Origin of the sequence: Escherichia marmotae (assembly GCF_002900365.1) — a bacterium.
In the GTDB taxonomy this organism is placed as follows: Bacteria; Pseudomonadota; Gammaproteobacteria; order Enterobacterales; family Enterobacteriaceae; genus Escherichia; species Escherichia marmotae.
In genome coordinates this window covers 3,865,887-3,880,502 of record NZ_CP025979.1, presented here as the reverse complement: position 1 = coordinate 3,880,502, position 14,616 = coordinate 3,865,887, and the positions used below count along the sequence as shown (strand labels likewise).

Here is a 14,616-nt window from a genome sequence, read left to right as displayed (position 1 = left end):
AAACGGCGTTTCATAATGTGAAGCGCCGTTTGCTTTTCCATACCTGCTAAGGATTTATCATGACCGCGTATTGGCTGGCCCAGGGCGTGGGTGTCATCGCCTTTCTGATTGGTATCACAACATTTTTCAACCGTGACGAACGTCGCTTCAAAAAGCAGCTTTCGGTCTATAGCGCCGTTATCGGCGTGCATTTCTTTCTCCTGGGCACCTATCCTGCCGGTGCCAGTGCCATCCTTAACGCCATCCGTACACTGATTACCCTACGCACGCGCAGCTTATGGGTGATGACAATCTTCATTGTGCTCACTGGCGGAATTGGCCTGGCGAAGTTCCATCATCCTGTTGAATTACTGCCGGTTATTGGCACGATCGTCAGTACCTGGGCGCTGTTTCGCTGTAAAGGGCTGACTATGCGCTGCGTGATGTGGTTTTCAACGTGTTGCTGGGTGATTCACAACTTTTGGGCCGGGTCGATTGGTGGCACGATGATTGAAGGCAGTTTTCTGTTGATGAATGGCCTGAATATCATTCGTTTCTGGCGGATGCAGAAAAGGGGAATTGATCCGTTTAAAGTAGAGAAAACCCCTTCCGCCGTAGACGAAAGGGGTTAAGCATTAATTACGCAGGGCGCTATTTGCCAGACGCTCATCTTCCGCCTGGCATGCTGCCGCGGTGAACAGCACGTCAGTTGACGAGTTCAGCGCGGTTTCGCAGGAGTCCTGCAATACGCCGATAATAAAGCCGACGGCGACCACCTGCATGGCGATGTCGTTTGGGATACCGAACATATTACAGGCCAGCGGGATCAGCAGCAGAGAACCACCAGCTACGCCTGATGCGCCACAGGCACACAAAGAAGCAACCACGCTCAACAGCAGCGCCGTGGGCAGATCCACCGGAATACCCAGCGTATTGACCGCTGCCAGCGTCAACACCGTAATGGTGATCGCCGCGCCCGCCATATTGATGGTTGCTCCCAGCGGAATAGAAACGGAATAGGTATCACGATCCAGATTCAGCTTTTCGCACAGCGCCATATTCACCGGAATATTCGCCGCAGAGCTACGGGTGAAGAAGGCGTACACGCCGCTTTCACGTAGGCACAGCAGTACCAGCGGGAACGGATTACGACGAATTTTCCACCATACCAGCAGTGGATTAACCACCAGCGCCACCAACAGCATACAGCCAACCAGCACCGCGAGCAGTTGCGCATAACCCCACAACGTGTCGAACCCTGTGGTTGCCAGCGTAGAAGAAACCAGGCCAAAAATACCGATCGGCGCGAAGCGAATCACCAGCTTCACCATAAAGGTGACGGCATTCGACATATCGTTGACCAGGTTTTTGGTGGTCTCGTTACCATGACGCAGGGCAAAACCGAGGCCAATCGCCCACACCAGAATCCCGATGTAATTACCTTTTAGCAGGGCGTCGATAGGGTTGGAAACCATACTCATCAGCAACCCGCGCATGACCTCAATAATGCCTGACGGGGGGGTAATATCCCCCGCACTGCTGGATAAATGCAGAGTAGAAGGGAAGGCGAAGCTGAAGACAACTGCGGCCAGTGCAGCGGAGAAAGTACCCAGCAAATAGAGAAACAGAATAGGGCGGATATTGGTTTTTTGTCCGTGCTGGTGGTTAGCGATGGAAGCCATTACCAGCATCAGCACCAGGATTGGCGCTACAGCTTTCAGCGCGCCGACGAACAGGGTGCCTAACAGGCCGACAGCTTCAGCCGCCGGTTTTGAGATCCATGCCAGGAGAATCCCCAGAACAAGGCCGACCAGGATTTGTTTTACCAGGCTGCCATGAGCCAGACGCCGGAATATCCCCGGTGAACGTTGCGTAGTCATTTTTCGATCCTTTCGTTGTGTTGTCGCACATCCCTGGTGCGTTCTGTCGACGCATCTTTCAGGATGTAACAAAGTATTTGCAAGGTTGAGTATAAGGAAAGTTGTGGGTTCGGGAAGCTAAAAATACTGGATTTTAAAGAGAGGTCATATTTTGTAACTTAATGGTTACATTTATTTTACATAAACAGAGGGAAGGACTGACTACTAAGGCTGATTAGATAACATATGGGCAAAACTATTTGGAGTATGAGAACGGTTGCGCTCCTTTAATGTGCAATGCCATATAAAGTCACTGGCGCAGGGAGCGCGCAGGGGGCGGCCAATCGCCGCTGCCCCCTGCACCCCGGGCTCTGGCGAACAAAATCGCCGCCGCGCGGTTCCCTCAGCTTATCCCTTGCGGCTATCGGGTACGGGCGCGAGGTAACATCCCTGTAAAACGCGCCCTCGCCGCGCATCCATGCGGTCTTTTTGTAACGAGCTATAAGTCGATTACATAATTAATAGCTCATCTTTGTCTGGAATGAGTTATCTCCAGTAATGGCTTAATATACAGCGAATTACTCTACCCGCTGCTTATCATGCTGATAATTCACCCACGCGTTGATAATAAACGTCGTCACCAGAATGCCAAACACCACGCCCAGCGAGACGGCGATCGGAATATGGTAGAAATCGACAATCAGCATCTTGATACCAATAAACACCAGAATCACCGCCAGGCCATATTTGAGCATCGAGAAACGCTCCGCCACGCCCGCCAGCAGGAAATACATCGCACGCAGGCCGAGTATCGCAAACAGGTTTGAGGTCAGCACAATGAACGGATCGGTGGTGACGGCGAAGATTGCCGGAATGCTATCCACGGCGAAAATCACGTCGCTTAACTCCACCAGAATCAACACCAGCATCAGCGGCGTGGCATACAGCAAGCCATTCTTACGCACAAAGAAGTGCTCGTTGTCGATGGTGTCGGTCATGCGCAAATGACCCCGCAGCCAGCGTACCAGCGGCTTGTCGCCAATCCCTGATTCGTCTTCATGGGCCAATGCCATCTTCACGCCAGTAAACAGCAGGAATGCGCCAAAGATATACAGGATCCAGTCGAACTGCGAAATCAGCCAGCTACCGGTGAAGATCATGATAGTACGCAGGACAATCGCCCCGAGCACGCCATACACCAGCACGCGGCGTTGTAATGCCGCCGGAACAGAGAAATAGCTGAACAACATCAGCCAGACAAAGACGTTATCAACCGCCAGAGATTTCTCAATCAGATAACCAGTGAGGAAGGCCAGCGCCTGCGGGTCCGCGACTTCGCGTCCCTGTGTCTGCGCCAGATACCACCAGAAAGCGGCGTTAAACAGTAACGACAGCGTCACCCAAACCAGTGACCAGGCTGCAGCCTGTTTCATGGTCATAGCGTGCGCACCCCGACGCCCCTGCAACAACAGGTCGATAGCCAGCATAACAGCGACAACGACAGCGAATCCGCCCCATAACAACGGCGTGCCGACAGTATTCATAGAAGTTCCTTACACATAAAAAAACGGCCAACGTCGGAAGACGTCAGCCGCTGCTTTTTATGCATAGACCTCGCCTTCCGGCAAGGTCTCACTTACAACAAAAAAGGAATACGTCTGCGTATTCCTTTCGGGTTGCCCGGTGACCGGATGTGGTTTTTCACACATCGTAATGACGATCGACCGGCAATGAAGTTACTCCCCTTTGCAGGTAACAAAGTATGACAGACCATTCATCCAGTCAATGGTCTGTTACATGCCTTTTACACTGCTTTACGGTAACAATTATTGCTTTACGCTATCTGCCGGAAAAATCACCCCGGTCTGGCGGCGGATCTCGGTCAGCAGTTTGGCGGTGATACGACTGACTGCCAGACCCGGATGATCTACCAGATGCTCATCCACCAGAGTGGCGAACAGCTCTGCTTCGTAGAGCATGGTATTAATATGCTGCGGCAAGGTGAGATCCTGCATCTGGCTGCCACGCGGTACAAAACAGACTTTCTGGCACTCGGAAAGTTTTTCAATTACCAGTGATCCCGCTTCGCCCTGAATCTCGCTTGCCAGTACAGAATCGCTGACTTTGGAGTGCTGCAACGTAACGCTGAAATCACCGTAATCCATCACCACCACGCCGTGGGCATCCACGCCGCTTGCCAGCAAACTGGCGGTTGCCTGCACGCTTTTCGGCTCACCAAATAACGCCACTGCCGACGCCAGGCAGTAAAAGCCGATATCCATGATCGAGCCGTTAGAGAACGCCGGATTAAAGGTATTGGGATTCTCGCCGTCGAGATAACGTTGATAACGCGAAGAGTACTGGCAGTAGTTAAAAAAGACTTTACGCAATTTGCCGACTTTCGGCAGCGCCTGGCGTAACAAATGAAAGTTAGGCAGGCTGGCCGTTTTAAATGCTTCAAACAGCACCACCTGATTTTCCCGCGCGCAGGCAATAGCGGCATCCACTTCCGCCAGATTCGACGCCAGCGGTTTCTCGCAAATTACATGCATTTTGTGACTGAGGAAAAGCTGCGTCTGGGAAAAATGCAGGGCATTCGGGCTGGCAATATACACCGCGTCAATGGCATCGCTTTCCGCCATCGCTTCCAGCGAAGTGAACAGATGCTCGACAGAAAAATCATTGGCGAAGTGCTGGGCCTGTTCAAGGCTGCGGGAATAGACGGCGGTTAACTTGTATTTGCCGCTCTCATGGGCGGCCTCGACGAACTGGCGGGTGATCCAGTTCGTGCCAATCACGGCGAAACGTATCATAACGCGTGGTTACTCCATAAAGGGATTCTGTCGTCAATGTAGCACGCCTTTTTCATCTTCGGCGTGCGTGGATACGCATTATTTCTGCGCCGGACAGCCATGTTCGCTAAATGGCCCAATCATGACCGACGGCCCGAGATATTTCGGCTGGCGATGGAGGATTTTGGCGTCAATCACCGCGCTGACGCGAGCGAGTTTTTCCCGCAGTTGAGTATAAAAACCCTGTTTCATATTCAGGTCAGGGGCATTAAAACCGATAGCATCGATGCCGTACTGTTTTGCCAGCCAGATGGCGCGTTGGTTATGAAATTTTTGCGAAATAATGGTGATATGGTTCTCACCAAACACTTTATTGGCGCGCACCACCGAATCAAGCGTTGAGAATCCGGCATAATCGCAGAAGATGACTTTCGCCGGTACGCCTTTAGCGATGAGCGCCCGCTGCATTCCTGACGCTTCATCGTAATTTTTTCGTCCGTTATCACCACTGACCAACAGCCACTTCACTTTTCCGGCGTGGTACAACTCTGCGGCGCTATCAATACGTCGGGTAAAGTAGCGATTACCCGGCTTTGCTCCCAGCAATAACCCCACGTTACGTATCGGAACTGCGTTGACATCGCTCCATGTTAGTTGCTGGCTGGCGTTGACCATCGCCCGATCGCTGATAAAAACCGTCGCGCCTGCTACAAGCAACAGTAAACAGGCAATCTTAAGAATCCGGCGGGAAAAACAAACGCGACGAAGAAGGCGGAAAAATGCGCGCAGCATGGTCGTTATCCTTAACGAAAGAGGGACGTCGATTTTAGGCGTTAATGGGAGAAAATATAACGCCTGAATCCATTTTCAGATTTTGCCCCGGCCAAGCGACAGTTGCGTCAACCACAGGCGAGTGTCGAACTCAAGCTGGTGGTACTGTGGTTCCATATGACAGCACAACTGGTAGAACGCTTTGTTGTGCTCCTTCTCTTTCAGATGCGCCAGTTCATGCACCACGATCATGCGCAAAAACGGTTCCGGCGCGTTGCGAAACACGGTAGCAACGCGAATTTCAGCCTTCGCTTTCAGCTTGCCGCCCTGCACGCGGGAAACAGCAGTATGTAATCCCAGCGCGTTTTTCAGCACGTGGATCTTATTGTCATACATCACTTTATTGATCGGCGGGGCATTACGCAGAAACTGATTTTTCAGATCCTGAGTGTATTGCCAGAGGGCTTTATCGGTGGCGTAGTCGTGCGTTCCCGGATAGCGTTTTGCCAGCACATCACCCAGACGCTGTTCATTAATTAGCGTGCGCACCTGGGAAAGTAGCTGCTCGGGATAGCCCTGAAGATAAGTAAGATTGCTCATAACTGCCCATGAAAAAGAGAAAAAGGGTATACTCACGCACCCTTTTCAGGGGCAACGTCGAAATTTTATCATTCAGGAGGGCCGATGAGCCACTTAGACAACGGTTTCCGTTCACTGACACTACAACGTTTTCCGGCAACGGATGACGTTAACCCGCTACAGGCGTGGGAAGCGGCGGATGAATATTTGCTGCAACAGTTGGACGACACAGAAATCCGCGGCCCGGTGTTAATCCTGAATGATGCTTTCGGTGCGTTAAGCTGCGCGCTGGCGGAACATAAACCGTACAGTATTGGTGATTCGTATATCAGCGAGCTGGCAACGCGCGAGAATTTGCGTCTCAACGGGATTGATGAGTCGAGCGTGAAGTTTCTCGACAGCACTGCCGACTACCCGCAACAGCCGGGCGTGGTGTTGATCAAAGTGCCGAAAACGCTGGCGTTGCTGGAACAACAACTGCGTGCGCTGCGCAAAGTGGTCACGCCGGATACACGTATTATTGCTGGCGCTAAAGCCCGCGACATTCACACTTCCACGCTGGAACTGTTCGAAAAAGTGCTCGGCCCAACCACCACCACGCTGGCATGGAAAAAAGCGCGACTGATTAACTGTACCTTCAATGAACCGCCGCTGGCTGATGCACCGCAGACCGTTAGCTGGAAACTGGAAGGCACCGACTGGACTATCCACAACCATGCGAATGTCTTCTCCCGCACCGGGCTGGATATTGGCGCGCGTTTCTTTATGCAGCATCTGCCGGAAAATCTTGAAGGGGAGATTGTCGATCTCGGCTGTGGTAATGGCGTCATTGGTCTGACGCTGCTTGATAAAAACCCGCAGGCGAAAGTGGTGTTTGTCGATGAATCACCGATGGCAGTTGCTTCCAGCCGATTGAACGTAGAAACCAACATGCCTGAAGCGCTGGATCGCTGCGAGTTTATGATCAACAACGCACTTTCTGGCGTAGAGCCTTTTCGCTTTAATGCTGTGCTCTGCAACCCGCCGTTTCACCAGCAACATGCGCTGACCGATAACGTTGCCTGGGAGATGTTCCACCACGCCCGCCGCTGCCTGAAAATCAACGGTGAGCTGTATATCGTTGCCAACCGCCATCTGGATTACTTTCACAAACTGAAGAAGATTTTTGGCAATTGCACCACTATCGCGACGAATAATAAATTTGTGGTGCTGAAAGCAGTGAAGCTGGGGCGTCGTCGATAAGGTTGGGAGCTACCTGCCGGATGCGGCGTGAACGCCTTATCCGGCTTACATTCAGCACGTTACCCCCAGGCCAGATAAGACGCGTCAAGCGTCGCATCCGGCACTTCAAAGAACGATTTAAATCTCCAGCGCAAGCCGCGTCCCCTGAGCTATCGCTCGCCGCGCGTCCAGTTCCATTGCCACATCGCAGCCGCCAATTAAATGCACGGTTTTCCCGCTATCAATGAGCGGTTGTGCCAGTGCGCGGTTTGGCTCTTGCCCTGCACAGATCACCACATGATCTACTGCGAATACCTGCGTTTCACCGTTGATCACCACATGCAGTCCGTCATCATCGATCTTCTGATAACTTACGCCTGGGATCATTTTCACGCCGCGCGAGAGCAGGGTGGTGCGATGGATCCAACCGGTGGTTTTACCCAATCCCTGACCTGGTTTGCTGGCTTTACGTTGGAGCATTACGATTTGTCGTGGGCTACGGGGGATCTGTATACCTTGCGAACTTAAGCCACCAGCTTGTTGCAGGCTGCTGTCGATCCCCCATTCTGTGCAGAATTCAGCGATATTCTGGCTGGTGGATTCGCCTGGCTGACTCAAATACATTGCCGTATCAAAACCAATACCGCCACAACCGATGATGGCGACTTTGTTGCCCACTGGCGCTTTGTCGCGCAGTACATCGAGGTAACTCAGTACTTTCGGATGATCGATCCCGTCGATGGGCGGAATACGCGGCACGATCCCGCTGGCAAGGATCGTTTCATCGAACGCCTGTAATTGATCCGCCGTCACGGTGTGATTGAGTTTCAGCGTCACGCCCGTCACTTCGATCATCCGGCGGTAGTAACGCAGTGTTTCGTAGAACTCCTCTTTACCGGGGATCTGTTTGGCAATGTTGAACTGCCCACCGATCTCGCCGTGAGTATCAAACAGCGTTACCTGATGTCCACGTGCTGCTGCGTTAATGGCAAACGCCAGCCCCGCCGGACCTGCACCGACCACCGCCAGATTTTTTTTCTGCATAGCAGGAAGGATTGGCATTTTGGTTTCATGGCAGGCGCGAGGATTGACCAGACACGAAGTCACTTTGCCGACGAAGATCTGATCCAGACAGGCCTGGTTACAGCCAATACAGGTGTTGATCTCATCAGATCTCCCCGATTGCGCTTTTGACAGCAGCTCGGCATCAGCCAGAAACGGTCGCGCCATCGACACCATGTCCGCATCGCCACGCGAGAGGATATCGTCGGCAACCTGCGGATCGTTAATTCGGTTGGTGGTCACCAGCGGCAGTGATACATGGCCTTTCAGTTTGCGCGTGACCCAACTGAATGCGCCGCGCGGCACGGGAGTGGCGATGGTCGGAATCCGCGCTTCATGCCAGCCAATGCCGGTATTGATAATGGTTGCGCCAGCCGTTTCAACGGCCTGCGCCAGTTGTACCGTTTCGGTAAAAGTGCTGCCGCCTTCTACCAGATCGAGCATCGACAGACGGTAGATAATAATGAAATCGTTGCCGACGCGTTCGCGCACTGCACGTACCACTTCAACGGCAAACCGCATCCGGTTAGGGTAATCACCACCCCACTGGTCGCTACGCTGGTTGGTGCGCAGAGTCAGAAATTCGTTGATCAAATACCCTTCGGAACCCATAACTTCTACGCCATCGTATCCGGCCTCCCGCGCCAGTTGCGCACAGCGGGCGAAATCGTTGATCAGTTGCAGGATCTCTTCATGGCTTAACTCATGAGGAACGAAACGGTTGATGGGAGCCTGCAATGCGGACGGGGCAACCAGATGCGGCTGGTAACTGTAGCGCCCGGTATGCAAAATTTGCAGGGCGATTTTGCCGCCTTCCTGATGTACCGCTTCGGTAATAATGCGATGGTGTGGGATCTGACAGGCGTCGTTGAGCATTGCGCCGCCTTCCATGCCAACGCCCGTTAAATCTGGTGCGATACCGCCGCTGACAATCAGCGCCACGCCGTGGCGGGCGCGTTCGGCATAAAACGCCGCCAGCCGCTCAGCGCCATCCGGGTATTCCTCCAGCCCGGTGTGCATTGACCCCATCAGTACGCGGTTTTTTAACGTGGTGAAGCCTAAATCAAGCGGGGCGAACAGCGACGGGTAGCTCATAAGATTGTCCAGTATGTAAAATAATTGTTATGTGGTCGGATGAGTTCTAATTTAGCCGTCGCCGGAGAAAAGGGAAAAGGGGAATGCGGGGTTTGTGATGGGATTCAAAAAGAATACGCCCGGTGGTAATGCCGGATGCGACGCTTGCCGCGTCTTATCCGGCCTACGGGGACTTATCCGGCCTACGGGCGTACATGTAGGGCGGATAAGGCGTTCACGCCGCATCCGCCAGCCGTTGTAAATTACTGCTTACGGAAAAAATCGTTATACAACATATACAAATGCGCTGCGCTCCAGGAGAAATTTGGGGCACCTTGCTGTGCGCCGGTCAGCGGGTTGTAATTCTCCTGAATCGGACCGTCGGCGGTTAAGCCTTTGGCGTGCTGGAAAAAAGTATCCGCAAGTTTCAGGGCATCATCGCGATAACCGTAACGCTCCATACCTTTCAGAGCAAACCAGAACTGATCCACCCATACGCGCCCGCGCCAGTAGATATCCGCGCCAAAGGCCGGATTGGTTAACGCTGCCGTTCCCAGTGGGACAAAGGTGTTGAACTCTTTGGTGTCCAGCATCACCTTCACCACCGCGTCGGCATTGGCCTGCGTTGCTGCACCATTAAACAGCGGCGACCAGCCTTCCGGCCCTTTACCGCGCTCGACAATCGGCTTGCCCGCGCAGCCGTTCGCTAACGGTTTATCTTCAATGCGTATGTCATAGTAGAACTGTGTGGCCGGGTCGAACATACAAGTATTGATGTAATCTGCGAGCTGTACTGCCAACTGGCGATAACGTTTGGCTTCTTCGGGTTTGCCGAGGATTTTCGCCATCTCGGCCAGATAATGATTATCGCTGTACATATAGCTGGCCTGATCCACCGATTCCTGTAACAACGAGTAGCCCAGCAACGTCCCGTCCTGACTGCGGTTTTCAGCGAATTTCACCGTCCAGTCACTACGTTTGCCGCCGTTAGCGACATATTTATCCAATTGTTCTTTGTCGATAAAACCAAAGACGGCTGCATCATCACGCCCCGATTCCCACGACGCGGCAACCTGCGCCGGAATTTCCAGGCTGTCGTACTGGCCTTTCTCAACTACCCGGGCGTAATTGTTCAGCCCGGACTGCGTCTCTTCTTTGTCGCCTTTTTTCACTGTAAACAGCATCTCGCCATTCTCAGTATTGTGGGCTTTATCGCGGGTTGCGCCATATTCCGGTACGCCGTTGCCGTTATGATCGCGGTTACGTAACCACCAATCGTGATAGGCCACCAGTTTCGGGTACATCTCTGCCAACCAGCCTTTATCCTGGGTGACGTTGTACACTTCCATCACCGACCAGGCGGCAAGACTGGGTTTGGTATTACGTTCATTCCAGTTGCCGCCATCGCCGCCACGCTCGGGGCTAAGGTTCCACGCAATCAGGTCCGGCACAAATCCCACATCCTGCGGACGCACGGCGTCGCCAGGTTGGATCTGCCAGGAGAAGACCGCGCGGATATTCTCTTTGGCGATGTCCGGATTGAAATGCGCCATCGCAAACGCCTGCTTCCAGGTATCCCACGGCCAGGTCTGATTGCCGGAGAACCAACGCCCGGTTACCGACGGCGTGACGGTGTTATATTTCACCGCACCGCCCGGCGAACGCCAGTTGCCGTTGAGGGTTTCGATCGCTTTCACCGCGACGCGCGTCTGCTCCAGCGTCGCATCCGGATTGGTTAACCCTTTCTTCAGGTACTCTTCCCAGCGTCGCTGCGAGGCGGTGAGATAAAACGCCGGACGCGCCAGAATATCGCGGATTTGCATCTGTTCTTTGCTGACTTCCTGGGCGGTCAGCAGATGGGAATAGGTGGTATAGAGTGTCGTCGAACCGTTGATATGCGCCTTACTGGTAAAGCGATTACCGTTGATTTCAGTCTGCATCGGTAATGATTTATGCACCTGATATTCCGATTCGCCGGAGGTCAGCAGATCCCAGGTGGCGCGCACTTTGCCAAAGGTAACTTTCAGGCCATCACGGGTGGCGCTGATCTTGCGTTGATAATCAGGGTACTCGCCAGTAATGGTTTTATCAGAAAGCGGTTTCCCTTCTTTCGCTTCCAGTTTTTCCAGCAGCTCGCCGTCCCACACCAGATCCAGCGGTTTATCGCTGGTGATTTTGGTTTCCAGTAGTGACGTGCGCGGCGTGGCGAAGCGCAGAGTCATTTCTATCTGCACATCTTTTGCTGTCAGCTTTTTTGCACCAGCGCACCGGGAATACTGTATGCCTCCAGTGTGAAGTCGACTTTTTGGCCGTCCTGCCAGACAGTCAGGCGGTCGAAATTGGTGGCCATAAAGTTGATGTACTCTTCCGTTAGCAGTGCAACGCCCGGAAAGCCACCCATGGTGTTCGGGCCGTCAGGCAACAGGTGGCCATGCCAGGCACCGAGATCGAAAAATGGGTTAAAACGCTGGTGGTCGTCGTAATCGTAATCCTTCATGTACTGCGGCGCGCCGGTACGGTTAATCACGTTTTTATAATTGTCGGCGTTAGCGGCATGGGCGGAAAAGCTCATCAGCAGGGCGCAGGCTACTGGCGTTAAAATGGTTTTGATTTTCATGAGATTACTGTCCTTATTACCAGTAAAAATATTGCATCAGGAAGAGTTGGTCGCTGGGATCGTGAGAGGCATTTTTCATGTAGAAGCGGCTGTCAAAAGCCGTAGCGAAACGTCCGCCACCGTATTCGTACCAGATACCAAACTGCATGAAAGAGGTGGTTTCATCGTCTGCGTGGTCAGGGCGATGTCTGGCGTAGGTGTAAGCGGTGGAGAGATAAATGCCTTTTAACGCTTCATACATGGCGCTCACCATCATCCCGCTTTCACTTCCCGGTACGTCCAGCCCGTCGGCGCGTCCGGTATGGTGCCAGGCGCGTGCGGCGAAGTTAGGGGTAAGCAGGCCAGTGAGATAAAGCTGTCCTGTGCCGTCGGTAATTTCCAGACCGTTCAGGTGATGCCTTCGGCAAGGTCATACTGGATGTAACCGTTCATCATTGCCGGATAGGTGTATTTATCGTCGTAGCGATCGTATTTGCCAAAATGCAGCCAGGCTTTGCTTTCGTCATGATGTCCGGCAGGTGTGGCGGTGACGCTATAACGAAAATTACCGGTTAGGTTTTGTACCTTCAGCGCGGTCATAATGTCACGGGTATTGGGAATGACGTAGCCCAGATCGGGCGTGAAATCGCCCCACCATTGCAGGTCATCCAGTGAGGAATCCTGACGCAGACTCAGCATGATTTCGGTGCCATCATTGGTACGATAACCGCCATAGAAACGGTTAATCCCACCTTCAAAACCGCCCCAGCTATGGTCAGGCACCCATGCATTGCCGTCGTGGTCGGCCTGCACGGTCCAGCCTTCGCCGTAAATCAGGCCGAACCAGGAGCCATACTTCATCTCCAGGCCACCTTCAATATAGGTGCCGTCACTGTATTTATGTTTATTCTCACCCTCTAAATCCATATATCCACCAACCCCTAATTCGCCGTAAAAACGAAATGAAGGAGAAGACGTCGAAGTAATCGCGGGTGTTTTTGTGTCGTCATGTTCTGCCGGACGTGCTTCATCAGCGGCCGCAAAAAACGCGTAGCAAAACGGCAGAGCAACTAATGCTCTGCAAGGCGTACTATTAAATTTCATAATGTTAATCCATGAGCTAAAGAAAAAGTACAGCCTTTTATCGACATAATTAATAATGTTAAAAATACTCAGGCAGAAACTATTTTCCCTCTCCCCATCCAGGAAGAGGGAAAATGCCTGCTCATTTTTTATTAGTCTGCTTAATCCACGTTGTTGGCTGGCGTCGCTTCAATATGGCGTTCTTCAGCCGTTAATCCTTTTATATATTTGCTGTATTTCCACCACGCAAAGCCGAGGAAAATAACAATACCGCCGACGTTATAAAAAATGATGGTCAGAATATTTGCACCGGTCGGGAAGGTCGAGGCGACAAATCCTACGGCAAATATCGCAATCAGCATTGAAACAATGATAATACCGGTGCGACGGGAACCCATACGGAAATCACGTGGCAGGTGATCTAATTTGGCGCGTAAATTCAGATAGGCCAGCATGATGAATAACGGCGGAAGCATGGACGCTGCCGCGGTCATATTAATAATAGTATTCATTAGATCCTGCACGGTATTGGAGCCGAGCATCGGGATAATCATCAGTGGGATCACGATCAGGAACTGGATCCACGCCGCGCGCGCCGGAACGCCGTTTTCGTTCAGTTCGACGGTTTTCTTACCAAAGATCCCTTCCGGGATTTCGGAAAAGAAAATTTTCACCGGCGTTGCGGTCCACATCAGCAGGGAACCAAACATCGCGGTAAAGGACACAAGGCCAACAAAGCGGTTCATTAACGCTTCCGGCAGACCAAAGTATGCGGCCATGCCGTGGAATACCTGCACCGATCCGCCAGTAAATTTCAACTCTTTGCTGCTGACGAAGACGTTAATCAGCACCGAGGAGACGGAGTACAGTACACCGATAAAAATCCCGGCGAGGATGATCACTTTAACGAACGATTTCGATCCGCCTTTAACGTCGTTAACGTACACAGCAACGGACTCTGCGCCGCCTGCGGCCATAAAGATCCAGGTGGTAACGCCGAGGAACGCCCAGTTAAAGTTCGGGATCATCGCGTCAACGGTGATGGGGTCTGCAGGTTGTACGCCGCCAACCAGCGCCGTACCTGCCAGTAAAATGTAGGAGAGCGTTAACAGCAGCATCAGCGTTGAAGTAACGGAGGTGATTGGTCCCAGCATTTTCGCCCCGTTGGTGGAAACCCATGTGGAGAAGGCGAACAGCACCATGCTGATAATGGTGGTGGCAACTGGCGTCATAATATATTCGTAGCCGAGGAAGGCATACGAGGCGTAAGCAATAACGCGCGGCAATAATGAGGTGAAAAAGAACAGGTTCACGAACCAGTAGGTATAGGCAGTAATAAATGCCCAACGTCCGCCCAGCGAACTTTTTACCCATGCGTAGACACCAGCTTCCGAGTTTTTATTTAACGAAACAAATTCTGCGATGATCAGACAGAAGGGAATAAAATAAAAAATCGTCGCGAGGAAAAACATCGGTGCCGAGGCCAGTCCAAGCTCAATATTATTATTGATGACGTTATTAAAGCTATAAACGGCGGCAAAAGTCAGCGAGAGCAAGCCGAATTTGCCGATTGTATTACGTTTGGTATCAGACATAACAC

Annotated in this window: 9 protein-coding genes and 2 pseudogenes; 2 read left to right on the top strand and 9 right to left on the bottom strand. The window is 52.3% G+C overall.

Features of this window, described 5'->3' with window-relative positions; translation table 11 throughout:
* The first annotated feature begins 59 nt into the window (after nucleotides 1-59).
* Nucleotides 60-611, top strand: coding sequence for a YgjV family protein (locus tag C1192_RS19835; RefSeq protein WP_001517134.1), 552 nt, complete (start codon nucleotides 60-62; stop codon nucleotides 609-611).
* Between the two features lie 3 nt (nucleotides 612-614).
* Here C1192_RS19835 and sstT read toward each other — a convergent pair whose 3' ends face one another.
* The 5 genes from sstT to C1192_RS19810 all read right to left on the bottom strand — a co-directional run bounded on the left by sstT (nucleotide 615) and on the right by C1192_RS19810 (nucleotide 6,001).
* On the bottom strand, nucleotides 615-1,859 hold the full coding sequence (sstT, locus tag C1192_RS19830; protein ID WP_000211634.1) for a serine/threonine transporter SstT: 1,245 nt from the start codon (nucleotides 1,857-1,859) through the stop codon (nucleotides 615-617).
* 557 nt (nucleotides 1,860-2,416) lie between these two features.
* The gene (gene alx / locus C1192_RS19825; protein ID WP_001098824.1) at nucleotides 2,417-3,382 is read right to left on the bottom strand and encodes a TerC family membrane protein Alx; all 966 of its coding nucleotides are present in this window, start codon (nucleotides 3,380-3,382) and stop codon (nucleotides 2,417-2,419) included.
* Between the two features lie 282 nt (nucleotides 3,383-3,664).
* Complete coding sequence (locus C1192_RS19820; protein ID WP_001517133.1) at nucleotides 3,665-4,651, bottom strand: Gfo/Idh/MocA family protein; 987 nt, start codon at nucleotides 4,649-4,651, stop codon at nucleotides 3,665-3,667.
* A 78-nt stretch (nucleotides 4,652-4,729) separates the two neighbouring features.
* Complete coding sequence (locus tag C1192_RS19815; RefSeq protein WP_038354457.1) at nucleotides 4,730-5,422, bottom strand: SanA/YdcF family protein; 693 nt, start codon at nucleotides 5,420-5,422, stop codon at nucleotides 4,730-4,732.
* 75 nt (nucleotides 5,423-5,497) lie between these two features.
* On the bottom strand, nucleotides 5,498-6,001 hold the full coding sequence (locus tag C1192_RS19810) for a M48 metallopeptidase family protein (RefSeq protein ID WP_016249231.1): 504 nt from the start codon (nucleotides 5,999-6,001) through the stop codon (nucleotides 5,498-5,500).
* Nucleotides 6,002-6,085: 84 nt separating this feature from the next.
* Between C1192_RS19810 and rlmG the strand changes: the two genes are divergently transcribed.
* A complete protein-coding gene (gene rlmG, locus C1192_RS19805) occupies nucleotides 6,086-7,222 on the top strand; it encodes a 23S rRNA (guanine(1835)-N(2))-methyltransferase RlmG (protein ID WP_000018671.1) in 1,137 nt (378 codons plus the stop codon).
* Between the two features lie 117 nt (nucleotides 7,223-7,339).
* Here rlmG and fadH read toward each other — a convergent pair whose 3' ends face one another.
* From fadH to C1192_RS19785, 4 genes and pseudogenes are all read right to left on the bottom strand, one after another.
* Nucleotides 7,340-9,358: an NADPH-dependent 2,4-dienoyl-CoA reductase gene (fadH, locus tag C1192_RS19800; RefSeq protein WP_038354458.1), complete on the bottom strand. Its 2,019-nt coding sequence runs from the start codon at nucleotides 9,356-9,358 to the stop codon at nucleotides 7,340-7,342.
* A gap of 242 nt (nucleotides 9,359-9,600) precedes the next feature.
* A pseudogene (ygjK, locus tag C1192_RS19795) lies at nucleotides 9,601-11,954 on the bottom strand (alpha-glucosidase).
* A gap of 16 nt (nucleotides 11,955-11,970) precedes the next feature.
* Nucleotides 11,971-13,037, bottom strand: a pseudogene (ygjJ, locus tag C1192_RS19790) (protein YgjJ).
* Nucleotides 13,038-13,177: 140 nt separating this feature from the next.
* Entirely contained in the window at nucleotides 13,178-14,611 is a 1,434-nt protein-coding gene (locus C1192_RS19785; protein ID WP_038354459.1) for an amino acid permease, read from the bottom strand.
* Nucleotides 14,612-14,616 lie beyond the last annotated feature (5 nt).